General features: G+C 67.2%; 24 protein-coding genes. 12 read left to right on the forward strand and 12 right to left on the reverse strand.

Annotation, left to right across the window (positions count from 1 at the left end):
• Nucleotides 1-36 precede the first annotated feature (36 nt).
• Nucleotides 37-1131, reverse strand: a complete 1095-nt coding sequence (locus J2851_RS34020; RefSeq protein WP_209773182.1) for a glycosyltransferase family 4 protein — start codon at nucleotides 1129-1131, stop codon at nucleotides 37-39.
• A gap of 509 nt (nucleotides 1132-1640) precedes the next feature.
• Between J2851_RS34020 and J2851_RS34025 the strand changes: the two genes are divergently transcribed.
• The 3 genes from J2851_RS34025 (at nucleotide 1641) to J2851_RS34035 (ending at nucleotide 4366) form a co-directional block, all read left to right on the forward strand.
• Nucleotides 1641-2138 carry a hypothetical protein gene (locus tag J2851_RS34025; protein ID WP_209773183.1) on the forward strand — a complete coding sequence of 166 codons (498 nt, stop codon included), beginning with the start codon at nucleotides 1641-1643 and terminating at the stop codon, nucleotides 2136-2138.
• Nucleotides 2139-2220: 82 nt separating this feature from the next.
• Nucleotides 2221-2466, forward strand: a complete 246-nt coding sequence (locus J2851_RS34030; protein WP_211114523.1) for a DUF2934 domain-containing protein — start codon at nucleotides 2221-2223, stop codon at nucleotides 2464-2466.
• 244 nt (nucleotides 2467-2710) lie between these two features.
• Entirely contained in the window at nucleotides 2711-4366 is a 1656-nt protein-coding gene (locus tag J2851_RS34035) for an ATP-binding response regulator (protein WP_209773184.1), read from the forward strand.
• A gap of 67 nt (nucleotides 4367-4433) precedes the next feature.
• Here the strand turns inward: J2851_RS34035 and J2851_RS34040 are convergent, their stop codons facing one another.
• The 8 genes from J2851_RS34040 to J2851_RS34075 all read right to left on the reverse strand — a co-directional run bounded on the left by J2851_RS34040 (nucleotide 4434) and on the right by J2851_RS34075 (nucleotide 9573).
• On the reverse strand, nucleotides 4434-4712 hold the full coding sequence (locus J2851_RS34040; protein ID WP_209773185.1) for a hypothetical protein: 279 nt from the start codon (nucleotides 4710-4712) through the stop codon (nucleotides 4434-4436).
• Nucleotides 4713-4750: 38 nt separating this feature from the next.
• Nucleotides 4751-5125, reverse strand: a complete 375-nt coding sequence (locus J2851_RS34045) for an SPW repeat protein (protein WP_209773186.1) — start codon at nucleotides 5123-5125, stop codon at nucleotides 4751-4753.
• A gap of 39 nt (nucleotides 5126-5164) precedes the next feature.
• Complete coding sequence (ftsH, locus tag J2851_RS34050) at nucleotides 5165-7027, reverse strand: ATP-dependent zinc metalloprotease FtsH (RefSeq protein ID WP_209773188.1); 1863 nt, start codon at nucleotides 7025-7027, stop codon at nucleotides 5165-5167.
• Between the two features lie 43 nt (nucleotides 7028-7070).
• The gene (locus J2851_RS34055; RefSeq protein WP_209773190.1) at nucleotides 7071-7397 is read right to left on the reverse strand and encodes a hypothetical protein; all 327 of its coding nucleotides are present in this window, start codon (nucleotides 7395-7397) and stop codon (nucleotides 7071-7073) included.
• Between the two features lie 24 nt (nucleotides 7398-7421).
• Complete coding sequence (locus tag J2851_RS34060) at nucleotides 7422-7763, reverse strand: hypothetical protein (protein WP_209773195.1); 342 nt, start codon at nucleotides 7761-7763, stop codon at nucleotides 7422-7424.
• 18 nt (nucleotides 7764-7781) lie between these two features.
• Nucleotides 7782-8432 carry an NADH dehydrogenase ubiquinone Fe-S protein 4 gene (locus tag J2851_RS34065; protein ID WP_209773198.1) on the reverse strand — a complete coding sequence of 217 codons (651 nt, stop codon included), beginning with the start codon at nucleotides 8430-8432 and terminating at the stop codon, nucleotides 7782-7784.
• Nucleotides 8433-8502: 70 nt separating this feature from the next.
• Entirely contained in the window at nucleotides 8503-8997 is a 495-nt protein-coding gene (locus tag J2851_RS34070) for an Hsp20/alpha crystallin family protein (protein ID WP_209773200.1), read from the reverse strand.
• 90 nt (nucleotides 8998-9087) lie between these two features.
• Nucleotides 9088-9573 (reverse strand): Hsp20 family protein, encoded by a 486-nt coding sequence (locus J2851_RS34075; protein ID WP_209773202.1) that lies wholly within the window; start codon nucleotides 9571-9573, stop codon nucleotides 9088-9090.
• Nucleotides 9574-9865: 292 nt separating this feature from the next.
• On the opposite strand from J2851_RS34075, the gene rpoH reads away from it, so the two are divergent.
• The 3 genes from rpoH to J2851_RS34090 all read left to right on the forward strand — a co-directional run bounded on the left by rpoH (nucleotide 9866) and on the right by J2851_RS34090 (nucleotide 13720).
• Nucleotides 9866-10762 carry an RNA polymerase sigma factor RpoH gene (rpoH, locus tag J2851_RS34080; RefSeq protein ID WP_209773204.1) on the forward strand — a complete coding sequence of 299 codons (897 nt, stop codon included), beginning with the start codon at nucleotides 9866-9868 and terminating at the stop codon, nucleotides 10760-10762.
• A 75-nt stretch (nucleotides 10763-10837) separates the two neighbouring features.
• On the forward strand, nucleotides 10838-11809 hold the full coding sequence (locus J2851_RS34085; RefSeq protein ID WP_209773213.1) for a zinc metalloprotease HtpX: 972 nt from the start codon (nucleotides 10838-10840) through the stop codon (nucleotides 11807-11809).
• Between the two features lie 258 nt (nucleotides 11810-12067).
• On the forward strand, nucleotides 12068-13720 hold the full coding sequence (locus tag J2851_RS34090) for a sensor domain-containing diguanylate cyclase (protein WP_209773223.1): 1653 nt from the start codon (nucleotides 12068-12070) through the stop codon (nucleotides 13718-13720).
• Between the two features lie 185 nt (nucleotides 13721-13905).
• On the opposite strand, the gene J2851_RS34095 is transcribed toward J2851_RS34090, so the two are convergent.
• The 3 genes from J2851_RS34095 to J2851_RS34105 form a co-directional block, all read right to left on the reverse strand.
• A complete protein-coding gene (locus J2851_RS34095; RefSeq protein WP_211114524.1) occupies nucleotides 13906-15093 on the reverse strand; it encodes an HD-GYP domain-containing protein in 1188 nt (395 codons plus the stop codon).
• A gap of 22 nt (nucleotides 15094-15115) precedes the next feature.
• The gene (locus J2851_RS34100) at nucleotides 15116-15580 is read right to left on the reverse strand and encodes a bacteriohemerythrin (RefSeq protein ID WP_209773226.1); all 465 of its coding nucleotides are present in this window, start codon (nucleotides 15578-15580) and stop codon (nucleotides 15116-15118) included.
• A 112-nt stretch (nucleotides 15581-15692) separates the two neighbouring features.
• Entirely contained in the window at nucleotides 15693-17696 is a 2004-nt protein-coding gene (locus J2851_RS34105; protein ID WP_209773227.1) for a methyl-accepting chemotaxis protein, read from the reverse strand.
• Between the two features lie 99 nt (nucleotides 17697-17795).
• Between J2851_RS34105 and J2851_RS34110 the strand changes: the two genes are divergently transcribed.
• The 6 genes from J2851_RS34110 (at nucleotide 17796) to J2851_RS34135 (ending at nucleotide 25307) form a co-directional block, all read left to right on the forward strand.
• Nucleotides 17796-18110 (forward strand): ATP-binding protein, encoded by a 315-nt coding sequence (locus J2851_RS34110; protein ID WP_209773229.1) that lies wholly within the window; start codon nucleotides 17796-17798, stop codon nucleotides 18108-18110.
• A 56-nt stretch (nucleotides 18111-18166) separates the two neighbouring features.
• The gene (gene tnpA, locus J2851_RS34115; RefSeq protein ID WP_209773231.1) at nucleotides 18167-18535 is read left to right on the forward strand and encodes an IS66-like element accessory protein TnpA; all 369 of its coding nucleotides are present in this window, start codon (nucleotides 18167-18169) and stop codon (nucleotides 18533-18535) included.
• Complete coding sequence (tnpB, locus tag J2851_RS34120; protein ID WP_209773233.1) at nucleotides 18532-18885, forward strand: IS66 family insertion sequence element accessory protein TnpB; 354 nt, start codon at nucleotides 18532-18534, stop codon at nucleotides 18883-18885. Before tnpA ends, tnpB begins: the two co-directional genes overlap by 4 nt.
• 69 nt (nucleotides 18886-18954) lie before the next feature.
• On the forward strand, nucleotides 18955-20529 hold the full coding sequence (tnpC, locus tag J2851_RS34125) for an IS66 family transposase (protein WP_246501121.1): 1575 nt from the start codon (nucleotides 18955-18957) through the stop codon (nucleotides 20527-20529).
• A gap of 1131 nt (nucleotides 20530-21660) precedes the next feature.
• Nucleotides 21661-23166 (forward strand): ATPase domain-containing protein, encoded by a 1506-nt coding sequence (locus J2851_RS34130; RefSeq protein WP_209773235.1) that lies wholly within the window; start codon nucleotides 21661-21663, stop codon nucleotides 23164-23166.
• On the forward strand, nucleotides 23163-25307 hold the full coding sequence (locus J2851_RS34135; RefSeq protein WP_209773238.1) for a PAS domain S-box protein: 2145 nt from the start codon (nucleotides 23163-23165) through the stop codon (nucleotides 25305-25307). The genes J2851_RS34130 and J2851_RS34135 overlap by 4 nt, the downstream gene beginning before the upstream one ends.
• Nucleotides 25308-25391 lie beyond the last annotated feature (84 nt).

Below are 25391 nucleotides of genomic sequence, written 5' to 3' on the forward strand. Positions count from 1 at the left end.
GGTGCGGGCCGGAGGCCGGCACCCGCCGTACCAGGGTCAGGCGACGTCCTGCAGCTCGACCGCACGGGCGCCGTTGGGACGCGGCGGCAGCGGCACCACGCGGTGGTCGCCCAGGCTGCGGTAGATCTCCAGGTAGTCGCGCGCCATCCGCTCCGCGGTGAAGCGGCGCTCGAACTGGAGGCGCACGCCAGCGCGGTCCAGGTCGTCAAGATGATCGAGCGCGTCGACCGCTTCGTCCACGTCGTCAACGATGAATCCGCTGACGCCGTGGTCGATCACCTCGGGCACCGATCCGCACCGGAAGGCGATGACGGGGGTGCCGCAGGCCATCGCCTCGATCATCACGAGACCGAACGGCTCCGGCCAGTCGATCGGGAACAGGAGAGCCGAGGCGTTGCCGAGGAATTGCGCCTTCTGCCGCTCGTTGATCTCGCCGATGAACTCGACGTTCGGCGTGTTGCGGATCATGGGTTCGACGACGGTGTCCCAGTAGCGCTGGTCCGCCTTGTCCACCTTTGCCGCCATCTTCAGCGGTAGCCCGGTGCGCCGGGCGATCTCGATGGCCCGGTCCGGACGCTTTTCCGGCGAGATCCGGCCGAGGAAGGCGAGATACCCGCCGTCGGGCTTGGCGGTGAAGGGCAACAGGGCGTCCGGCAGCCCGTGGTGAACGGTCCCGGCCCAGTTGACCGGCGGCATCGGGCGGCGTTGCGAGTCGGAAATGGAGACCAGCGGCATGTCGGGGAACATGCGGTAGAGCGGCTGCAGATCCGGCAGGTCGAGCCGGCCGTGCAGCGTGGTCACCACGCGATCCGACAGACCGCGGAACAGCGGGAAATGCACGTGGTCGATGTGGAAATGCAGAACGTCGAAGTCGTTCGCCTGCTGCCGGACGCGCTCCAGCATCATCGTCAGATAAGGCAGCGGGTCCTCAACGCGCCGGTTCAGGCGCAGCGCGGTGTCGCAGCAGGGCACGAGCTTGGCGGAGGTAAGGGAATCCCCACTGGCGAATAGGGTGACGTCGTGCCCTTGGCGGACCAGTTCGTCGGTAAGATAGGAGACGATGCGCTCGGTCCCCCCATAGAAGCGGGGCGGAACGCTTTCGATCAACGGCGCGATCTGTGCGATCTTCATCAGCAACACTCCTCAACGAAGCAAGCATCGGCAATGAAGACGGGCCCCAGTGGTGCCACGGCGAGCACCCTAAGGCCGGGCGACGCAGAGATAGGCGCTTGCCGCGGGAAAACAAGAGCGTTTTGTGAACGGAATTGCTTGCGGGGCGGTGCTCCGAAACAACGCATCCAGCCCGGAACCAGCCCGCGGCGGTACCGTTGAATACACTTATTGCCTGCATCCTTCCGGGCAGCCGACGCATCTTCGTGTTGCCGGCGTCGCCAGCCTCAATCCGGGATCCTTATTGCAGCTTTCGCAAGCAAGGTGCTTGGCAACTTGACGCGCAGCGCGCTTAACTTACATCGGATCTGACGGACGCTCCTTGCCGAGGTCCGCCGGTGCGTTGATGTGGCGCGCGCCCGACCGGAACGGTGGGCGTGATGCTCGCACGGGTCTCGCTCTTCGGAGGATACCATGCGCAATGGCTTTTCCTTTTGGTTCGGCGCCTTCCGGTCAACGGAGGTGCCGTCATGACCCTCCACCTGCAGCTCATCGACTTTGCCGTTGCCAACGCGGCACGGCACACCACGCCGGAGGACGTTGCCGCGGCGCTCCTCGCCGCCCTGCGTCGCGTGCGCGCGGCGGTCGGCGAGGCCGAAGGCTTCGCCAGCCAGTGCGCGCTGGATGACGGCATCCGCGAGAATTTGCTCATGGAGCGATTGCGCCGGCTGGACGGCTCCGGCGACCCGCCTGCGTCCCGGCCGGTTCCGCCGATTTCCGAGACGCGGACCCGGCGGATCGCCATGACCATGCTTGACGACGTGATGGGGCTGATCCTGACCGGAGGCGGACCCATTCCCATCGGTTTGCTGGCGGGCGGAGTGACCCACCATCTGCTCGGCCACTTGGTTCGTTGCCTTGGTGGAGCGCCCGATGCGGAAGAGCTCCTGGCCTTCATCCGGGGGACGGAGAGCGATCCGGCCACCGTCACGGAAGCCGAGCCGCCTCGCGTGGTCCGCATTCATTGATGCTGACATCCGATCGGGCTTTGCCGCACCCCGCAGGGCGCAACCTGCGGCATACCCTCATTGCATCGCTATGGAGGACGTGATGGAGGGAATCCACGAGCACGTGATTCGGGAACGGGCATACAGCCTGTGGGAGCGCGAAGGCCGCCCGGAGGGTCGGGCGGCCGCCCACTGGTTCGAGGCCATACAGCAACTTCAGGCGGAAGGACGGATCCCCCGGCTTTCTCCGACAGAGCGCCGCGGTGAGCGAAACGCGGCCGCATGCCGCATGGGCGCACCCCGCTGGGGCCGCCGCCACTGGTGCCGCCTGAGCCGGCGCGCAGCCTAGCTCCAGAGGCGGACATGCGAACCGCCGGCATCTCGCCGGTCGCCCTGGTCACGGTTGCCAGCCTGATCGGGCCGGCCCCGTTCTTCTGGGCGCCGCCTCTTTGGATCCTGACGCTCATGGCGCCTCGTGCGCCCAGGCGGCATGCTTACACCAAAAGCCCTAACAACAATGTCGTTTTGACAATCACGAACGGTGCGCTTACCCCTGAAGGATCCCTGTCGGGCACGCTTGGAACCTGATCGCCATGTCAACGATGGATCATCCACTTCGTCAGCGTGCCGAAAATCTGCTTTCCACGCAGCACTCGACGGCCGTTGCTGCCAATCCGACGCCGGATGAGCTTGTGCATGAGCTGCTTGTTCACCAAGCTGAACTGGAGATGCAGAACCAGGAACTCAGGGACGCGCAACAAGAGCTTGAGGCGTCACGATTGCAATATTTGGAGCTCTTCCGCTCCATCCCGCTCGCCTGCTTCACTCTGACCGAGCGCGGCGTCATCGCCGAGGCCAACCCCGCCACCGAGGAGCTTTTCGGGATGCCGGGCGAGCGTCTGGCCGGCTATCCGATCTCCCTCCTCGTCGAGGCCGACGACCATCCCCGCTTCTTCGCGTCGCTGGGCCGCCTGCGCCGTGGGGACGCCTGGGCCAAACAGGATTTTTCGTTCAAAGGCGCGTCGCGGAGGATCGATGGCCTGACCGATTGCCGATTGGTCAGCTTGCCCCGAGAGGATAAGGGCGACATCCTCGTGACCATCACGGACGTCACCCACCTCAAAGCCCTGGAGCGCGACCTGCATCTCGCCTTGCGCACCAAGGAGCGCTTCCTGGCCGCCGCCGCGCACGACCTGCGCCAGCCGGTGCAGGCGCTGCATTTCCTGGTGGAACAACTGGTCCGTGACCGCCAGGATGGGCCGGAGAGCATCACGGCCATGCACATGAAGGGTTCCATCGGCGCGCTCGCCGCGATGCTCGACAGCCTGATGGACCTTTCGCGTCTGGATGCGGGGCTGCTCAAACCCGCCATGACCTCGCTGCGGCTCGGCCCCCTCATGCGCCAGTTGCACGCGGAGTTCGGCCCGCTGGCCGAACAGAAGGGCATCCGCCTGAAGACCGTGCCCACGGACATGACCGTCGAGGCGGATCCAGTGATGACCGAGAGGATCTGCCGCAACCTGCTCTCCAACGCCCTGCGCTACACGAAGAGCGGCCGGATCCTGTTCGGCGTGCGCCGACAGGGCGCATCCGTCCATCTGGAAGTGTGGGACACCGGCATCGGCATCGCGCCCGAGCAGATCGACCGCATCTTCCAGGATTTCGTCCAAGTCGGCAGCGCCGTCTGCAAGCCGCACGAGGGACTGGGGCTCGGCCTGTCCATCACCAAACGTCTGGCCGAAGCGATGGGCGGGGCGATCTCCGTGCGCTCCTCGGAAGGGAAAGGCTCCTGTTTCGCCATCGTTCTGCGCATGACGAAGGAGAGCAAGCCTGAGCCGGCGGCTCCGGCACGCTCGTCCGCTGCGCCGGCTGCGGTCGCCGGCCGGCGGGTGCTGCTGGTCGAGGACGACGCGATCATCCGCCTGACGATGGAAGCCTGTTTGAGCGAGTGGGGCTGCGAGGTGACCTCCGTCGCCTCGGGAGACGAGGCGCTGGATGCCATCGGTGCCGGCCTGCACCCCGACCTGCTGCTGACGGACTTCCGCCTTCCGGGTTCGATGAACGGCATCGAGATCGTGAACGCCTTGCGCGCACGGCTGCAACGCCCGCTTCCCGGCATCATCCTGAGCGGCGACACCGAAGTGGGGCGCCTGCTCTCCATGCAGGCCAGCGGCTGCCATCTCCTGCACAAGCCGTTTGCGCCGGACCGGCTGCTGGCGGCGATCGAAAGCGCGCTCGTGCCCGCCTGACCCGCGCCGGAAGTGGGCATTTCCGGGAACCCGGACCGGGGCGGCGGGCGCCCCGGTCGCGGGCGGTTCAGCCCTGATGCTCCTGCACCTCGCCGGACGTGACGTCGATGCTGAGCTTCACCGGCTTGCCGTCCCTGACGGCGGTCGCCTCGATGCGGTCGCCCCGCCGCGTCACGTTGCTCAGGTCCGAGTACCGGTGGCTGGCCGCGTAGCCGGAGAGCGTGTTGAGGGCATCGGTGTAGCGCACCTCATCGGCGGCCTGCTGCGCGTTGCGCGCCGCGAGGGCGGGGCTGGCCGCACCCAGAGCGAGCACGGCCGAGAGTACACCGTAAATCAGCGAACGCATGGCTTCATCACTCCTTGGTTGACCTCATCCCTCCGCGATCATGCCGTTGCCCGAGGCGGGTTGCGGTGGGCGTACCATCCCATCCCTGCCGAGAGCAGGGCGACCACGAGGCCAATGACCACGTGGCTCCACATCGCATGGGCATTGCCGGCGAAGCCGAGCACCCAGGGCGACACCACGGCCCACAGGCCGACCAGCAGGTTCACCCATTCCTCCCACACGGCGAAGGCGAAGATCGCAACCGCCGCCAGGGCGACGATCACCGCGCCGGTGATCCAGGCGTTCCACGCCGGCCCCGTCTGGTCGGCGAAGCCGAGCAGCCACGGCGCCAGGAACAGCACCGCGCCGAGCATGAGGTTCACGATGTCCACGGCGCCCTTGTCATTCCTTTCCTTCCACGTTGCGTACGTCATGTTTCCCTCCATGGTCTGACATGGCCCCTGTCGGGCCAATCACGCCCCGGCCGCCGAAGGGGCGGGAGGCCGGGACGGAACCGGTTCGTTCGAGATGGCGCCGACCAGGGAGTGCAGGTCGGCTTCGTCCAACGTTTCCTTCTCGAGCAGGCGCGCCGCGGTGCGCTCCAGGTCGTCGCGGCGGTGCGTGAGGATGTCCACGGCGCGCTGGAAGGCGGAATCGACGATCCCACGCACCGCCCGGTCGATGTCGCGCGCCGTCTCGTCGCTGTAGCGGCGCTCCACCATGCCGCCGCCGGGCACCGGCCCGAGCAGCGGCGAGGAGCGGTCGGTCTCGTAGGCAACGTGCCCCAGCGCGTCGGACATGCCGTAGCGCACCACCATGCCGCGGGCGATGTCCGTCACCTTCGCAAGGTCGTCGGCCGCCCCGGTCGAGAGATGGCCGAAGACGATGTGCTCGGCCGCCCGGCCGCCGAGCAGCACCGCCATCTTGTTCTCCAGTTCCTCGCGCGTCATGAGGAAGCGGTCCTCGGTCGGGCGCTGAATGGTGTAGCCGAGCGCGCCAACGCCGCGCGGGATGATCGACACCTTGTGCACCGGGTCGGTGCCCTTGAGGGCCAGCGCGACCAGCGCGTGCCCCATCTCGTGATACGCCACCACCTTGCGCTCGAACGGGTTGAGCAGGCGGTTGCGCCGTTCCAGGCCGGCGACGATGCGCTCCACCGCGGCGGTAAAGTCGGCCAGGGCCACCGTCTCGCCGCCGCGCCGCGTCGCGACGATCGCCGCTTCGTTGACCAGGTTGGCGAGGTCGGCGCCGCTGAAGCCGGGCGTCAGCGCCGCCAGTTCCTCCACCCGCACGGCGGTATCGACTCTGGCCTTCTTCAGATGCACGCGCAGGATCTGCGCCCGGCCCGCCTTGTCGGGACGGTCCACCAGCACCTGCCGGTCGAAACGGCCGGCGCGCAGCAACGCGGGGTCAAGGATCTCCGGCCGGTTGGTGGCGGCGAGCAGGATCAGGCCGTCGCGCGGGTCGAAGCCGTCCATCTCGACCAGGAGCTGGTTGAGCGTGGTCTCCTTCTCGTCATGGCCGCCGCCGGCGTAGGCGCCGCGGGCGCGGCCCAGCGCATCCAACTCGTCGATGAAGATGATGGCCGGCGCCTTGGCGCGCGCCTGCTCGAAGAGGTCGCGCACGCGCGCCGCGCCGACGCCAACGAACATCTCGACGAACTCCGAGCCGCTGATCGAGAAGAACGGCACCCCGGCCTCGCCGGCCACGGCGCGGGCCAGCAGTGTCTTGCCGGTGCCCGGCGGCCCGACCAGCAACACGCCCTTCGGCGTGCGCGCGCCAAGCCGGCCATAGGTCGCCGGATCCTTGAGGAAGCTGACGATCTCGCGCAGTTCCTCCTTCGCCTCGTCCACGCCCGCAACCTCGTCAAAGGTCACCTTGGTGTCGGTTTCGACGTAGATCCGCGCCTTGCTCTTGCCGATCTGCATGAAGCCGCCGCCCATGCCGCCGGGGCCGAAGCGGCGCATCAGCAGCATCCACAGGCCGAAGAACACCAGAACCGGAAGCACCCAGGACAGCACCTGGCCGACGAATGTCTCCTCGGTGGCCCCGAACACGGTGACGCCCTCGGACACCAATGCCCGCGCCAGATCGGGCTCGACCTTGCGGGTGACGAACCGCGTCTGCCCATCGGGCAGCGGTTCCTTCAGGCGGCCGTGAATGTGGTTCTCGGTGACCACCACCTCGGCCACCTTGTCGTCCCGGGCAAGCTGATCGAATTGGCTATAGGGGATGGTCGCCACGGCGCGCGCCGTGTGCCAGACGTGCTGGAACGCCAGCACGCCAAGAAAGGCCATGATCAGGAACCAGACGTTGAACTGGGTCTTCTTGTCCATGGAGCCTCCGCTTCACTGCCGGCGCGCCCGCGGCCGGCCGGCGTCATTCGCTGCTGGCCATCTGGTCCGCTCGAACGTCGGTGTCCTGGATTTCCCGGATGGCGCCGGCCTTGAGGTCGATCACGACCCGCACTGGGAAGCCGCTCCGCTTGGCTATGGCCTCGACGCGGTCACCGCTGCCGCCGAGGGCGCGAAATCCCGAGTAGCCGCCATCGGCGATGGTGTTGGCCAGCGCCCGCAGGGCGGGGGGCACCGGGTCCAGGACATGCTGCACAGCGTCACCCGCCGTCCTGGGACAGGCATGTGCGGAGGCAACGCTGCCGCACGCAACCAGCGCAGCAATCAGCACACCACAACGCTTGCTCATCATCTCCTCCGTTTCACAGAGTGCATCTCATGGACCGCCGGTGATTGCCGGGGACAAGGCCCGCAGCAGCCCCGGCCCGTTCCACGCGAGCAGGCCGAGTGCCGCCGAGGCCACCGCCTCGTCCCAGCGGGTGAAGTGCGGCGCGATCAACGGCTCTCCGCGCAGGCCGGCCGCCGCCGCGGCGGCCAGCGAAGCCAGCAGCAGGAAGCCGCCGAGCATCACCGGCACCGCTTCAGGCGGGTGCAGCGACGCAAGGAACAGGCACAAGGCCACTGTCACGCCCCAGCGGAGCAGGTGCTCCGTGTTGGGGCCGACCGGCCGTTGGCCTTCCGGGTCGATCCAGCCGTTCCTGTCCCACGGGTCGGGCACGCGCATGACCAGCCTCCGTCAAGCGGCGTCGATCTCGTGCGCACAGTTATGGGCGTTGGCCGGCTTCCGGCTGGACTGCGTGCCGCCGCTGTCGGCACCTTCCGCGCCTTCGGAAGCGCGGGCCACCATGTCCCACCGGTCAAGTGCCGCGACCAGCTGATCGTCCGGCCCGGCGTTGCCCCACCATTGGCCGCCGGTTTCGAAGGAGCCCAAGCATTCAAGCAGCCACTGCCTCCACAATCCGGAGGCGTCCTCGGGACAACGGAAGGCCGCACCGCGCTCGGGCGGCGGGTCGCTCACCTCGTAGGCGATGCCGTGGCGCTCGGCGTAGCCGACCGCCGCCTCCCGGCTGGGGAAGCGCAATTCCACGTGCCGCAACGGATCGTCGCCGCCGCACCAGCCCATCAAAGGCTCGATGAACTGGGCCGAGCACGGCTGGAAGCTCAGCACCCAATTGCAGGCGCCGGCGCGGCCCGCGGTGGTGGTGCTCCGTCCGGCTTGGCGAATAATGGCGGTCGCGCCCGCGCGCAGGTCCGATGACCGCACCGCGGGCGTTCCGTCGTTGGCCGCCTGGGGCTGGAGCGCGATCCCCCGCTGCGGGCCGAACGTCCACGTCACATGATCAAAGGAATGATTTGCCGTATTGATCGTCTCGTCGCTTCTCCACATGACACCCTCCCCAATCCGGGTGACGCCGGCACGCCTCCCGCCGTGCGGACGGGCGGCGTGCCCGGTCGGGTCAGTGCGCGTTGATGGGGATGCGCTTGACCTTGCTCGCCGTCTCCGGCGTTTTGGGCAGAACGACCGTCAGCACGCCGTTCTTGAACGAAGCGCTGATCCGCTCTTCATCGACGTCCGGCCCCACGGAGAACGAGCGCTGGAAGTGGCCGTAGAACCGCTCGCCGTGCAAACGGCCTTGTTCGTCGGACTCCGCCTTCTTCTCGCCCTTGAGGGTCAGAACGCCGTCCTGGACGGTGAGTTCGACGTCCTTCTCCTCCAGACCCGGCAGTTCGGCGGTGACCCGGTACTCCTTGTCCGTCTCGACGACGTCCATGCGCGGCCAGCCCATGCCGCCGAACCCGGCGGACGGCAGACGGCCGTCGAAGCTCCGGAACACGTCGTCGAACAGCCGGTTCATCTCGCGGTGCAGCGAGAGGAACGGATCCATGACCTCGCCGCTCCGCACGCTGGGGCTCCGTTCGCGGCCCCAGGGAATGAGATCGCGTACGCTCATATCAACCTCCATCATGCGAATTCGCCTGCTCGCGCGCCGTCATCCCCGGCCCACGCGCATGGGCCGGGCCGGTGGCTTGCCGTTGCGCGGTCAGGCCGCCTTCTTGCTCTCCGCCGTCTGGGTCTCGCCCACCTTGGCCTCGATCGCCTTCGGCTGTGGCGCGTGACCGATCTGGATGGTGCGCGGCTTCATCGCCTCCGGGATCTCGCGGACGAGGTCCACGGACAGCAGGCCGTTCTCCAGGCTGGCGCCCTTGACCTGCACGTAGTCCGCCAGGTTGAAGCGGCGCTCGAAGGCGCGCGTCGCCAAGCCGTGGTGCAGGTACTTGACGTCGTCCTGCTTGGCCTTCTGGCCGGCAACCACCAGCAGGTTGGGCTGCGCGGTGATCGAGAGATCCTCCGGCCCGAAGCCGGCCACCGCCATGGTGATGCGGTAGGCGTCCTCGCCGGTCTTCTCGATGTTGTAGGGCGGGTAGTTGTCCGCCACCTCGAAGCGCGTGGCGCCGTCGAGCAGGTCGAACAGACGGTCGAACCCCACGGTCGACCGGAACAGGGGGGCAAAGTCAATGGTGCCCATAGCCACATCCTCCTCATGAGCAACATGGATACGAGCGCGCCACAGCATGGCGCTCGGTCGGCCGGACCCCGTCCGGGCGCCCGGCGGATTTCGAATTAGGAAAAGCCCCGCCTCCGTTCAAGGGGGATTTTTCGGTCCGATGCACCATCCGCGCACCTCGCCGCCCGGCGGCAAGCCGTTGACTTCACAAACGGCGCGTGTACATTTTGCCTGCCTCTCTGGAACGGAGGCGCCGGCTGCCCGGAACGGGGGCCGGGAGAGTGTCGTCATATCGCTTTTTGGAGGATGTGACATGAGCACCGCAGCCGCCCTGCCGGCCGTGCCGTCCGGCCCGTCGCTGTCCCGCTACATCGATCAGGTTCACCGCTTCCCGATCCTCGGCGCCAAGGAGGAATACGTGCTGGCGACCGCCTGGCGCGAGCACGGCGACATCGAGGCGGCCCGCCGTCTGGTGACCAGCCACCTGCGCCTAGTGGTGAAGATCGCCGCCGGTTACCGCGGCTACGGGCTTCCCTTGCAGGACCTGATCGGTGAGGGCAATCTTGGCCTGATGCGGGCCGTGCGGACGTTCGAGCCCGAGCGCGGCTTCCGCCTGTCCACCTACGCGATGTGGTGGATCAAGGCGTCCATCCAGGAATACATCCTGCGCTCCTGGAGCTTGGTGAAGCTGGGAACCACAGCGGCGCAGAAGAAGCTGTTCTTCGCCCTGGCGCGGCTGAAGCGCAAGCTTGGCGAATTTGGCGGCGGCGACCTGAAGCCGGAGAGCGTGACCCACATCGCGCGCACGCTGGCGGTTCCCGAAACCGACGTGGTCGAGGTGAACCGGCGCCTCGTGCAGCCCGTCACGTCGCTGAATGCACCGGCATCGGCCGACGGAACCGGGCAGATCCAGGACTTTCTGGCCGACGAGCGCCCGAGCGTCGAAGACCAGCTCGCGGAGCGCAGCGAGACCGGCCGCCGGCAAGCGCTGCTGCGGCGGGCGATGGCCGAAGTCCTGAACCCACGCGAGCAGGCCATCCTCACCGCCCGGCGGCTCTCAGCGTCGCCGCAGACCCTGGAGGAACTTGCCGGCGTGTACGGCGTCAGCCGGGAGCGGATCCGCCAGATCGAGGAGCGCGCCTTCGAGAAGGTTGCCCGCCGGGTGCTGGCGCTGTCGAACGAGATGCCGACCGCACGGGAGACCGCCTGACGGCGCTCGCCACGGTTTGGTGGATCGTTCTGGCGGTGACGTCAGCCCCACCGCTTCCGACATGATGGGCAGCCGATGATCCGGACCGACGCTGCGGTGGCCGAGATCCGCCGCCGCCACAAGCTGACCAACCTGCTGCACTCCGCCCTTCTGCTCGGCGGCATGGCGTTGCTGCTGGCCTTGTGCGGCTGGGTGGTGGCTGGTGGAGACGGCGTGTTCTGGGCGTTTGCGGCCGGCGCGCTCAGCCTGCTGTTCAGCCCCCGCGTATCCCCGCGTCTGGTGCTCGGCATGTTCGGTGCCCGCCGTCTCTTCTACCCAGAGGCGCCGCGCCTCCATGAGGTGACGGAGGCGATCGCGCGCCGCGCCGGGCTGCCTGTGATGCCGGATTTGTACTACATCCCCAGCCCGGTGCTGAACGCCTTCACCGTCGGCAGCCGCGAGCAGCCGGCCATCGCCGTCGCCGATGGACTGCTGCGCGCGCTCACGCTGCGCGAGCTGGCGGGCGTGCTGGCGCATGAGGTCAGCCACATCCGCAACAACGACCTGTGGGTGATGGGGCTGGCGGACACCATGGCCGGCCTGACCCGCTTCATGGCGCTCTTCGGACTTGTGCTGCTGTTGCTCAATCTGCCCTTGCTGCTGATGGAGCGGGAACCGTTTCCCTGGCTGCTGGTGCTCCTGCTGACGCTGGCGCCCGCCGCCGGGGCAATGCTGCAGTTGGCGCTGTCGCGCACCCGTGAGTTCGACGCCGACCTGGACGCCGCCCACCTGACCGGCGACCCGGGGGGCGTGGCCTCGGCACTCGACCGCATCGAGCGGCTGCAAGGGCGCTTCTGGGAACGGGTGCTGTTCGCGGGGCACCGCGGCCACGGTGGTGGCCCGTCGCTGCTGCGCACTCACCCCGACACGCGGGAGCGGGTGCGCCGCCTTCTGGAACTCCGCACCCCGCCGCCGGTCCTGCCGAGGCTGGAGGACCTTCCGATCCACGTGCCTTTCGCCCAAGTTCACCGCCGGCCACGCTATCGGGTCAGCGGCTATTGGTACTGAGGGGCTATTCCAGCACATCGTGCTTTATCAACGGAATGCCGAACGCTCAACAGAGCACAGGTGCGTCCCATCCTCATCATCCGAGCGAGAGCATGCCCCAGCTCCGCCTGGCATCGGCGCGCCTTCCGGGAACCACGTGAAGGGAGTGGCGTTCCGAGCGGCCAAGATGGAGATCCGTTCAATTCTATATAGTTTTGTTGATTTAAGCCCATCCGAGGCGGGATCATCCGACACGGGCGGTCGGCTTAAGGGGGCATCATGGCAGTGATGCGGATGGGGCTGCGGGGCACGGTTGCCGTCACGAGCGGCGCGCTGGTCATCGTCATGGCTGGCCTGATGGCGCACACCACAGGGGACCAGGCCCGCCGTCAGCTCGAGGAGGAGATCGGCCGATCGCTATCCGAAGCGGCCTATCAGATGGCCGACAAGCTCGACGCCGATATGGCGGCTCGGGCGCAGCAGATCGGCGTGCTTGCGAGGATCGATGCGCTGCAGAATTGGGGAGCCGCTCAGAAGGTCGTCGATGAACTCAAGGCGAAGGATCAAACGGTGGCCTGGGTGGGTGTAACCGACCGGAGTGGCAAGGTCGTTGCCGCCAGTGAAGGCATCCTTCTCGGTGCCGACGCGTCGTCCCGGCCCGTCTACCTGGAAGGGCGCAAAGGACCTTTCGCGGGGGATGTCCACGACGCCGTGATGCTGGCCAAACTCCTTCCGAACCCGAGCGGGGAACCGATGAAATTCGTCGATATCGCGGCTCCGATCCAGGATGCCGCCGGGGCGCTCGTCGGAGTGCTCGGTGCCCATTTCAGCTGGGCCTGGGCCTGTCAGGCCGAACGCTCGTTCCGACAAGCGATGCATGGACGTTTGGATTTGGAGACTTTCGTGGTCGCCAAGGATGCGACGATCCTCCTGGGACCGGAGGGTAGCCTCGGCCAAGCGCTCGATCTTCCGAGCGTCCGCTCGGCAAGAGTGGACCGGAGCGGGTGGGCGGCCGAGACCTGGCCGGACGGAAAGCCTTACCTCACCGGGTATGCCTTTGGTTCCGGCCATGGTGATTATCCGGGTCTGGGCTGGACCGTGCTGGTCCGCCAACCGCTGGACATCGCTTATGCCCCTGCGGACTCCTTGCAGCGCGGCATTCTGATGCGCGGCACCCTGTTCGCTGTGTGTTTGAGCGCGCTGTCCTGGTTTGCCGCCGTTTGGATCACTGGCCCGCTTCGTTCCATCGCTACCGCGGCCAAGCGCCTGCGGGCGGGGGAGGTCGGTGTGGAGATGCCGGAGGTCGGTGGCGTGGCCGAGGTGGAAGATCTCTCGCGCTCTCTGCGGGACCTGATCGCTGCCCTGACCGACTCCCGAAAGGCCCTGGTGCAGATGGAGGACGCCGCCCACCAGGACCGGTTAACGGCGCTGCCGAACCGCCGTTTTCTGGAGCGGTATGCCGAAGCTCTGGCAAGGCGCCCAGGCAAGCCGCCGTTCGCGGTCATGTATCTCGACCTGGACGGGTTCAAGCCTGTGAACGACACCATGGGGCACCAGGCCGGCGACCTCGTGCTCCGACAGGTTGCAGCCCGCTTGGCATCGTGCGTGCGTGGCGAGGACGTGGTTTCGCGGTTGGGCGGCGACGAATTTGTCGCGGTCGTCGTCCCCGTGCCTGGGAAGAAGCCACCTAATCTCAAGGAGATCGCCGAGCGTCTTATCGCCGCGGTAAACGAGCCCATCGTCATATCGGGACGAACAGTTCGGGTCGGGTGCAGCATCGGCATGGCGATCTGGCCGAATCACGGTGCGTGTCTCCACGATGTGCTGGGGCACGCTGATCAAGCCCTTTACGCTGCGAAACACGCTGGAAAGAACCAGATGGCGGACTATGGGGAACTGCTCCAGGCCGGTGAGGCGATGATCCACGCATAGTGGATTCCGACACCCTTCACCTGCCGCAGGATGGAAGGCGTGAGCATACCGAGCGGCCATGCCTGCCGACGAGTTCCTTAGACGATTCCGGGCAGCGTCATGGACCTCCGGTTGTCCGTTCGGAGAACCCAGTCGAAACGGTGTGCCCTCAGAACCTGAAAACGGGGACCGGTTCACTCTGCCTCTCACCGGCCGGGCAGGACCAGACCTGCGGGCTGGTCATGAAACTGGTGCTGGATGGTGGTGACGGCGCTCAAGTCCGAGAGCAACGCATCCACACAATCGGGATCGAACTTCAGCCCTGCCTGCTCCCGCATGAAACTCGCGGCCGCCTCGTTGGACCAAGCCGCCTTGTAGGGGCGCTCGGAGGTGAGAGCGTCGAAGACGTCGGCCACCGCCACGATGCGCGCCTCCAGGGGGATGGTCGCCCCGGAGAGGCCATTGGGGTAGCCGGAGCCGTCAAAGGCTTCGTGGTGGTAGCCCACCACATGGCGCAGAATTGCCGCGTGCGGTAGAGCGCCGAGGCCGTGGTCGCGGATCATGGCGTTGATGATGTCCAAGCCCTTGGTCACGTGCGTCTTCATCACCTCGAATTCCTCCGGCGACAGCCTGCCGGGCTTGAGCAGGATGCTGTCGGGAACCGCCACCTTGCCGACGTCGTGCAGCGGCGCGTACTGGAGCACGTACTCCACGAACTCATCCGACAGGCCGTGCTTCACCGCGACCTTCGCCGCGATCAACTGGGCGTAGTGGCTCATGCGGTCGAGATGGGCGCCGGTCTCCTCATCGCGGTAGTGGCTGACCTCCAGGGCGGTATGGACGGCCGCCAGCATGGCGCGCATGCTGGTCATCTCGGAGGTGACGAGCACATCGATCAGCCGCCGGTACGGCGTCAGTGCCGCGATGATCGCCTCGCTGAAGAAGCCTTGCTTCTTCGAGTTCAGGAACAGGAACCCGTACAGGCTGCCCTGCCGATGGATACGGCTCACGTAGCGGGACCGGAACCCCTTCTGAAGCAGCGCGCCGCCGGGCGCGGTGGACGGCGATGCCGACCGGATCGCGTTGTCCACCCAAGGCCGCCCTGTTGCGGCGACGGCCTGGAGCAACGGGTAATCGGCTATCCGGCCCGAGAGCGGATCGAGCGGCCGGGGCCCGACATTGCTCTGGACGAAGGTTCGGACCCGCCCGCCCTTGGCGTCGTGGGTGGCTACGGCGATCCGGTGCAGGTTCTCCAGACCCGGCCAGTCGCGGATTTCCGCGTGCAACGAGCGGAGCCGCTCCTCGAGGCCCCCGGCGTGCTCAATCCAAGAATCCTCCGCGAACCCATCGGCGAAGCCATCCTCCGTCGTGGGTACCGGAAGCGCTCGGCTCAAAGAATGGGCTCCTGGACGATGATCACGGATGAGCCCCCCGGCTCGCCGGTGGAACGGAGAGCGCACCGCCGCTCCGCCTGACGTGGTCGAACAGCGCGCGATCGCTGACCAGGATGTGATGCAGGACCCAGCCACGCAGCCGTCTGGCCGCTGGTCCGGCCGCCTCGCCGTCAGGCGGATGCGCCGCGAGCACCCGGAGCGCCACCTTGACCTCCCGGTGCTCCCGGAAGTGCGCGTCGGCATCAGGGAACGCATGCCGCCGGATGTAGCCTTCCTCCCGGTCCATATGGTCCGACAAGTAACTCAGCAGGGATTGCATCATGCTGTGGTTCATGAAGAGCGAGGCGCCGCGCTGGAGGGCATGGACGAGATCGTTGTAGAGCGCCACCAACGTGGCGTGCTCGTCATCGATCTCCGGGATGCCGACCGCCATATCCGGCGTCCAGACGATCGGTTCCAGGGGCTCGTCGGTGGCAGGCGCGAGCATGGTATGACCCTTCACCATCCGCAACAGCATCGGCGTTGACGTGCGTAAAATCCCCTGGAACTTACCGCCATGAGCTTCGCGCCCGACGCCGATGCGGGGGGGCCTTGCCCGGCTAGGAGGCTCGCGAGGCGATCCGGTCTCGCCCGCCGACCAAGGATGAAAAAGCTGTCTCAAGCGCGGCAGAGGCCGTGGCATCCAGGTCGAACGTGAGGTGTGCCGCCTTGCCATTGGCGCACTTGAGCACGAATGGCAGCGGCGCGCCGCAGCCCTGGATGCGCAGCGTGCCGCGGTCGCCTGCTGCGGCCGAAACGGCCGCTTCGATCATGGCCCCCCCGAGGCTGAGGTTGACGACCCGGCCCGTGATGTCGGCTCCCTGAAGATGGATTGCGCTCGGCAGGTTCACCTCATACCGGGCCTTCTGACGGCGATCGGCTTCCTTGGTCGAGGTCCGCACCACCTTGACCAGCGCTGAACGCAGGGCCTCGATGCTGTGCGCCACCTCGTCCGACTTGCCGCGCACCTGTCCGGCTTGGCCGCCCGTCTCATGCGCGTCTCGCGACACCTGGGCGATGAGCGAGGAGACCTCCTGGGCGGCCGAACTCGTTTCGGCGACGTTGCGGCTGATCTCCTGGGTGGCGGCGCTCTGCTCCTCCATGGCGGCGGCAATGGCGCCGGAGGTCTGGTCGATCTCCTGCACCGTCCGCCCGATACCCGCCACCGCCATCACCGCATCGTCCGTCGCCGCTTGGATGGCGGTGATGCGCTGGGTGATCTCCTCGGTCGACCGCGCCGTCTGGTTGGCGAGCGCCTTGACTTCCGAGGCGACGACGGCAAAGCCCTTGCCGGCCTCTCCGGCGCGCGCCGCTTCGATTGTGGCGTTGAGCGCCAGCAGGTTGGTCTGGCTGGCGATGTCACCGATCAGGCTGGCCATCTCGCCGATGCGCGCCACCTCGGCCGAAAGCGCCTGGATGGCGTTCTGCGTCCGGCGGCTGTTCTCGACCGCGGTGTTGGTCACCACACTGGAATGCGCCACCTGGGAAGCGATCTCGCGGATGGAGGCGGCCAGTTCCTCGGTCGCGGCGGACACCGCTTGGGCGTTGGCCAGCGCCTGATCGGCGGCGGCGGCGACGCCCTGCGAGTGCTGGCTGACGCGGTCGGCCGAGGCGGCCATACCTTGCGCGTCGGTGCTCATGGCGCCGGTCAGGCGGGCCACGTCCTCGACGGCGTGGCGGGCCTCCTGTTCAATGGTCTCGGCCATGCTCTCGATGGCCGCCCGGCGGGCCTCCTCGGTCTGCCGTTCAAGTTCGCGGCGCTCATGAACGGCGTAGGCCAGCTTCGCCTTGGTCGCCCGCAGCAGCGTGGTGACGCGCTGAAGCTCGACGGTAGGCGTCATCTCGATTTCATAGTCGGTGTCGTTGCGCGCGATGGCGTCGAAGTGTGATTCCATATGGCCGAGCGACGTACGGATAAGGGCGGCCAAGCGCACCCCGAGCACGGCTACGGCCGTCGAGCCCAGCGCCGCGACACCGGCGGCGGACCATGCGTCGGCGGCACCGGCGACCAGCCAGAGCGAGGAGCCCGCCGTCAACGCGGAGGCGGCGGCCATACTGGCGATGCGTCCGGCGATGCTGGCCTGGAAGACGGACAGGCGGTGTCCAAGCCCTGGGCGGCTGACCGCACCGTCCTTGACCTGAAGGCCGCAGGCCGGGTCGGTGCGGATCTGGGCGTAGATGCGTTCCGCCGCCTCGACCTGGGCGCGCGATGGTTTCGTGCGGATGGAGATGAAGCCGGTGATGCGGCCGTCCTCGATGATGGGCGTGGCGTTGGCGCGCACCCAGTAGAAGTCGCCCTGCTTGCTGCGGTTCTTGACCAGCCCTTCCCAGGGACGCCCCGACTTGATCGTCGCCCACAGGTCAGCGAACGCCTCCTTGGGCATGTGCGGGTGGCGCACGATGTTGTGCGGAGAGCCGAGGAGTTCCTGCTCGGTGAAGCCACTGATGTCGATGAAGGCCTTGTTCACGAAGGTGATGCGCCCGCCGGTGTCCGTACGTGAAACCAGCACCTCACCATCCTTGAGCACGATTTCGCGGGCGGTGATCGGTTCGTTGACGCGCATCGCTGAGCCTCCGTGAGCCATCGGTCATACGCATCATACGCATGAAAATGTAATTTGGATTAAATTGTATATAATTCGCATTTTCTAATGCATGCGACCATGCACTTTCCTCGCGCCGAACCTGCTTCACGGAAAGCGCTCCACGCCGACATCCGCAACAGCCGTTTAAGGTCCACGGAGTCAAAGAAGCTGCTGATCGACCTGACGCCGCTCGGGCGCATGGTCTGCAACCTCGTGGAGAACGCGATCAAGCACACCGACCGGAGCGGAATGCTCATCGCGTGCCGCGAAGCGAACGGATGCCTGGAAATCGCCGTCACAGACACCGGGCACGGCACCCCAGCCGAACACCTCACCTGGATAGAGGAGGAGTGTAAGCGCCTGCGGAACGCCGCCTTGTCGGGGATGAGGTGATCGGCGAAGAGCGAGTCAGCGGAGGCTCCAAGGGAGCCCCATTGGAGGCTCGCTTGATGTCGAGAGTGGAGATCATCACCGGCCGCGGAGAGCGGCGCCGGTGGAGCGCGGAAGAGAAAGCCCGGTTGGTGGCCGAGACGTACGAGCCCGGGGCGATCATCACCCACGTGGCCCGTCGGCACGGCGTGGCCGAGAGTTGTCTGCACCTGTGGCGCAAGCAACTGGGAATCCCCGGTGGCGTCCCGAACGAGCTGATCCCGGTCACGCTGGAGGCGACGCCGGTCCCCACAGCGGAGGCGCCACCGTCGCCGGCGCCGTCACGCGCCCTGATCACGTTTCCCGACGGGACACGCCTGGAGGTTGGGGCGGATTACCCGGCGTCGGCGCTGAAGGCGTTGATCACGGCCGTGACGGGGCGGCGATGATCAGCGTCCCGCCCGGCGTGCGGATCTGGCTGGCGGCGCGGCCGGTCGATATGCGCAAGGGTTTCGACGGCTTGGCCGCCATCGTCCAACAGCACCTCGGCCAGGATCCGTTCTCCGGCCAGATCTTCGCCTTCCGCGGCAAGCGCGGCGACCTGTTGAAGCTTCTGCTCTGGGATGGCCAGGGCTTCCTGTTGGTTGCCAAGCGGCTAGAAAAGGGCCGCTTCGTCTGGCCCAGCCCGGCGACCGAGCGGGTCCGGCTGACCCCGGCTGAACTCGCCATGCTGCTCGAGGGCATCGACTGGCGCGCCTTGCGCCGCACCGATGAACCACGGCCAAGCCTGACCGGCTGAGGCTGCGGCGGGGTGACTCACCCCGGCCGGCGCGGGTGCTCGGCGGCAGCGATCCCGCTACACTGGCGCATGCTCTGCGATGGCACCCCGCTTCCCGACGACGCGGCGACGCTTCAGGCGCTCGTGGCCGGGCTGTCGGCGCAACTGGCCGAGCGCGAGCAGGCGGTGACGGCGCGCGACCGCATCATCGAGACGCTGAAGGGCCAGTTGGCCGCGCTGCGCCGGCGCACCTTCGGCCAGAGTTCGGAGAAGCTGGGCCGGGCGGCCGACCAGCTCGAACTGCAGATCGAGGAGTTGGAACAGCATCAGGCGGAGCGCGCCGCCGCGGCTGCCCCTTCGATGCCGGCAGCACACGCCGAGCGCGTTCACCCGATCCGCAAGCCGCTGCCCGCCCATCTGCCGCGCGAGGATGAAGAACTGGCACCGCCCTACGCCGCCTGCCCGGGCTGCGGCGGGGCGCTGCGCCGCATCGGCGAGGATGTCTCGGAGGTGCTGGAGGTCGTGCCGGCGCGGCTGCGCGTGCGCCGCTACGTGCGCCCGGTGATGGCCTGCCGGTGCTGCGGCGATATCAGCCAGGCGCCGCCACCGCCCGTGCCGCTGCCCAAGAGCAACGCCGGCGCCAGCCTGCTGGCCGACATCGTGCTGGCCAAGTACGACGACCACCTGCCGGCCTACCGGCAGGCCGAACGCTTCACCCGCGAGGGGGTGGAGTTGCCGCGCTCGACGCTGACCGAGTGGCTCGGCCGCACCGCGGCGCTGCTGACGCCGCTGGCCGAGCGCATCGCCGTGCACGTGTTCGCGGCCTCCAAGCTGCACGCCGACGACACCCCGGTGCCGGTGCTCGCCCCCGGCGCCGGCAAGACCCGCACCGGACGGCTGTGGGTCTATGCGCGCGATGACCGCGCCAGCGCCGACACGGCCCCTCCGGCCGTGCTCTACCGCTACACGCCCGACCGCAAGGGCGAGCATCCGCAGCGTCAGCTCGCCGGCTGGAGGGGCGCGTTGCAGGCCGACGGCTACGCCGGCTTCGGCGCACTGTACGAGACCAAGGGAGCCGATCCGCCGGCGATCAGCGAGGTGGCCTGCTGGGCGCACGTGCGGCGCAAGTTCTTCGAGGTGCACCAGGCGCACAAGGGAGCGGCGGCGAAGGAGGTGCTGGAGCGCATCGGCCGGCTGTACGCCGTGGAGGAGCGCGTGCGCGGCCAGCCGGCGGCCCAGCGTGCCGCCGCGCGGCAGGCCGAAGCGAAGCCGGAGATCACCGCGTTGCGCACGCACCTGGAGCAGCTGCTCGGCCAGGTTTCGGGCAAGTCGGCCCTGGCCGAGGCGATCCGCTACGCGCTCTCGCGCTGGCCGGCGCTGACGCGCTACCTCGCCGACGGCCGGCTGGAGATCGACAACAACATCGCCGAGCGGGCCATGCGCGCCGTGGCAATGGGGCGGAAGAATTGGCTGTTCGCCGGCTCGGACGGCGGGGGCGAAGCCGCGGCGGTATTCTACACGCTCATCGAGACCGCCAAGAGCAACGGCCACAACCCGCGCCTCTGGCTGACCCGCGTCCTGGAGACCTTCGGGCGCGACCGCGGCCTCACCGACTTCGATGCGCTCCTGCCCTGGAGCATGGCGCCGGAGCCCGCCACTGCCTGAGGGGCGTTCCCCGGCCGCTTACGGAGGAGTTCCACCAAGTCGGCAACGCCGAACGCGATCGCAACCGGGAACTTGGCCTGGGGCCGGCCATTGTGCAGCGCCTACCGCAGTTGCTCGGCCATCTGGTCGAAGTTCGCTTGACGCTGGGCCAGGGATCAACGTTCCCCGTACGGGACGGAGGCCGTTACAGAGATCCGGCGCCGCTTTGGTGCGGACGTGCCGGGCATCCGGCTGACGGGCGAGACCGGCCCGAAGTTCACTGAGGACGCCGCCTGGGATGGACCCGACGGTGTTGCACAAACCGGTCACCCTGCACCAGTAGACCGCCGTTATTGAGGCGCACACGGCAATCTCACGGCCTTGAGCCCTCGGACGGCCACTTTGCGCCCCTACGTATCGAAATCATCTGCGCTCAAGCCAGCACGCAACAGTAGCAGCACCGGTTCGCCGGCATCCAGGGTAATGACCGGAGCCCGGTGGAGCAGATCCTTGGCCGCCCTGTCGAGCGGGCGGTCCATAACGTAGCCGAGGTTTCCATCAATCGGCTTACCGCCGGCAGCGTCCCGGAGCTCCGGATGTCGAACTCGATCACTCTCACACTGCCTCGATGCACTCCACAGGGAGTTCGCCGCCCTCTGGCTTTTTTGTCGTGAGAACATTAGTCAAATCTCCCCTTTGGGGGATGCACGTCATTGAATCGGCTCTAAAGCTCTAATTGAGGCTGCGCCATGACGCACATTGCGAAATCAACATGTATCGTACGGGCTTGTACCGGAGTGATGTTGCTGTCATGCTCATTGCCTGGAGTCTGAGCAATTTATGGGCGGAACATCCTGTTCTTCCTGCCCGGCAACCATGAAAGGGGGCAAGATGGACACGTTCTGTGGCCGCCATCTCCGTCACGGTGCCATGGTGCTCGGCTATGGTCACCCTTAACTCAAGAGAATTGCACGCCACGTTGTTGGAACCGGAGGGGGCTGGGGTCGCCTCGACCGCATTGGCATGGCTGTACAAGGCCTATGCTCAAACCAAGCTTTCAGAAGCTGGTGTTTTCGTCGATCTAGATGCGGTGTGGGGCTAGACTCGGCCGTCGGACGGCTTGGGCTGAGGTCTGGAGGGAAGGTCACGAGCATGACTGACGCAGTTGGTGCGTTCTATCAACGTGATGAGATCGCCAAGACCGGCGTCCCTGGGCTCGACGAGATCCTGCTCGGCGGTTTCCCGGCTGGGTGCATGTACCTGCTGCAAGGCGCCCCGGGCTGCGGCAAGACCACCATGGCCATCCAGTTCCTGATGGAAGGCGTGCGGGCCGGGGAGACCGTCCTCTACATCACGCTGTCGGAGAGCAAGGCCGAACTGGCCAAGGTCGCCCGCTCGCACGGGTGGTCGCTCGAAGGCATCCACCTCTTCGAACTCTCCTCGGCACGCCGGATCTGGTCGGCGGAGACCAAGCAGACCGTCTTCCGTTCCTCCGACGTCGAACTGGGCGAGACCACGAACCTGTTCCTCGACGAGATCAGGCGCATCAACCCCACGCGCCTGGTCTTCGATTCCATGTCCGAACTGCGCCTGCTGGCGGGAGAAAGCTGGCGCTACCGCCTGCAGATCCTCAGTCTCAAGCAGCACTTCACCGAACACAGCTGCACGGTGCTGCTTCTGGACGACCTGACCGGTGACCGCACGGACCTCCAGCTGCAAAGCCTGGTGCACGGGGTCATCAACCTGGAAGCCGAGGTGCCGGACTACGGCAGCTACACCCGGCGGCTGCGCTTGCAGAAGATGCGCGGCGTGCCGATGATCGAAGGCAGCCACGATATCAAGATCACCACTGGCGGCATGCAGGTCTACCCCCGCCTCATCGCCGCGATGCGCCCTGGCGATGGCGCCGCGTCGGAACTCCTATCCAGCGGGGTGGCCGGGCTGGACAGCATGCTGGGCGGTGGGCTGCACTCCGGGACCAGCACGTTGCTGGTGGGACCTGCGGGGTCCGGCAAGTCGAGCATCGCCCTGCGCTACGCCCTACATGCGGCCACACAGGGGGTACGCAGCCAGATCTTCATCTTCGAGGAGCGCACGGAAACCATCCTGCTGCGCTCGGAAGCGCTCGGGCTCGAGCTTTCGCCGCATATCGACTCCGGCATGATTCACCTGCGCCCGGTCGATCCGGCCGAACTCAGCGCGGGTGAATCTGCCCACACCATCCGTCAAGCCGTGGAGCAGCGCGGCGTCCGGCTGCTGGTCATCGACAACCTGACCGCCTACCAGAACGCCATGCACGGTGAGCGGGCCCTGCTGCTGCACCTGCATGAGTTGCTGACCTACCTCGGCCAGCAGGGGGTAACGACTCTGATCACCTATGGCCAGCACGGGCTGTTCGCCCCGCACGCCGGAACCCCGGTTGACGTGAGCTACCTCGCCGACAACGTCCTGCTCCTTCGCTTCTACGAGTATCGCGGCACGATCCGCAAGGCGCTGTCGGTGTTCAAGCGCCGCACGGGTGGGCATGAGTCCACCATCCGCGACCTCCACCTCGGATCCAACGGCATCGAGATCGGACCGCCTTTAGAGAACTTCCGCGGGGTGCTGACGGGCACCCCGGTCTTCGAGGCCAACGGCCATCCGACGGGGGTACCTTGAACCGGTCAGACGCCCGGCTCGATAAACGCGTCCTGGTCCTGGCACCGCAGGGACGGGACAGCGCGTTGTTGTGCGAGTCCCTGAACCAAGCGGGCATCGAGGCCGTCCCCTGCACCGGCATCGGCACCCTGTGCGAGCGCATGGCCGAAGGCGCTTCCGCCGCGGTGATCACGGAAGAGGCGCTGCGCCCCGGTCTGAACCAGCTGGTGGCGACGCTGAACAGCCAGCCCGCATGGTCGGATTTCCCCCTCGTTCTCCTCACGGAGAGCCGTGATGTCACCCCCGCCCTGTCCCCCACGGACGAGTTATGGTGGAAGGCGACCATCCTGCCGCGTCCAATCTCCCCCGAGACCCTGCTGAGCGTCATCCGCGTTGCCCTGCGCTCGCGCCAGCGGCAATACCAGTTGCGGGACCACATCGCCGCCGACCGGCAGCGGATGGTGGAGATCCTGGAGGGCATCGGCGACGGCTTCGTCTCCCTGACCCGTGACGGCCGGTGCGCCTACGTGAATAGCACCCTGGTCACGATGTACGGTGTCGCCAGGGAAGCGCTGCTGGGCAGGATGATCTGGGAGGCGCTGCCGGGTTGGGACCACGAGCCAATCCGGGCGCAGTTGATGCGAGCGCTGGACAGCCATCATACCCTAGACTTCGACATTCGGCGCCCGCAGGCGTGGCACGAGGTCCGCTGCTCGCCCTCGGCCGATGGCCTGTCCATCTTCATCAACGACGTCACCGCACGAAAGGAGGCCGAGCACACCAAGCAGGAGCAGGACGCCAAGTACCGGGCCATCGTCGAGACCGCCGTGGACCCGACGGTCGTCATCGATGAGACGGGCCTCATCCAGTCGTTCAACCGGGCCGCCGAAGCCGCCTTCGGCTGGAAGGCCGACGAGGTCATCGAGCGGAATGTTTCCCTTTTGATGCCGGAGCCTTACCGGAGCGCTCACGACGGCTATCTGGCACGCTACGTGCGCACCGGCGAGGCGAGGATCATCGGCCTCGGCCGGGAGGTCCTTGGCCAGCGCCGGGACGGCTCGACGTTCCCGCTGCACCTGTCCGTTGCGGCTTGGCAGGCCGGGGGCAAGCGGTACTTCACCGGGATCATGCGGGACATCACGGAGAGCAAGAAAGCCGAACAAGCCATCCTCGCCGCCCGGGACGAGGCGGAACGCGCCAACCTGGCCAAGTCCCGCTTCCTCGCGGCCGCCAGCCACGACCTGCGCCAGCCCGCACAGTCTCTGGTGTTCCTGGTGGCGGCGCTGGCCGGCAAGCTCCGGGACCATCCGGCTCTGCCGGTGGTCGAGCGCATCAACGACTCCCTCGACGCGCTGCGCATGTTGCTCGACGGCATTCTGGACATCTCCAAGCTCGACGCGGGCGTGGTGGTGCCGGAGGTGGTCGAGTTCCCCATCGGCAGCATCCTGCGGCGGCTCGGCGATGAATACCGCCTGCAAGCGGTGCAGCGACGCCTTGATATACGGGTGGTATGGTCCGGCGCCCATGTGCGCAGCGATCCTGCCCTGCTCGAACGGATCCTCCGCAACCTCATCGAGAACGCATTGCGCTACACGCAGCAGGGACGCATTGTGGTCGGCTGCCGACGCCGGGGAAAGGATGTGCGGATCATCGTTGCCGACACTGGCATCGGTATCCCCGCGGACCAATTGGGATTGATCTTCGAGGAGTTCCACCAGGTCGGCAACCCGGAGCGGGACCGCTCGCAGGGCCTCGGGTTGGGGTTGGCCATCGTGCGGCGGCTCTCCAGCATGCTCGGCCACAAGGTGCAGGTGCACTCGGTGTTGGGGCGCGGGTCCTGCTTTGCCCTGACGGTTCCACTAGGCGGGGCACCTAAGCCCCTGGTGCTGCCGATCGAACCGGACATGGCGCCGGACACCTGGATGCCGATCAGGCGGGCGTTGGTGATTGACGATGAGGAGATCGTGCGCACGAGCCTCGCGATGATGCTGGAGGACTGGCGGTTCGAGGTGATCGCCGCAGGCAGCGGGGAGGAGGCCGTGGATGCGGTCACCCGGTCCGATCGCCCGCCGGACATCATCATCGCCGATTACCGGCTGCGCGCGGGCCACACCGGCATCGAGGCCGCGCGGGACGTGCAGAAGGCGTTAGCAGGCTGCTGAAAAACGGGCTGATGCGGTGCCCTTGCCTCCGCTGAGGCTTGAAAATGGCGTTTCCAACGCCCGTTTTGGTCGGGATGGAGCGTT

Origin of the sequence: Azospirillum rugosum (assembly GCF_017876155.1) — a bacterium.
Classification (GTDB): domain Bacteria; phylum Pseudomonadota; class Alphaproteobacteria; order Azospirillales; family Azospirillaceae; genus Azospirillum; species Azospirillum rugosum.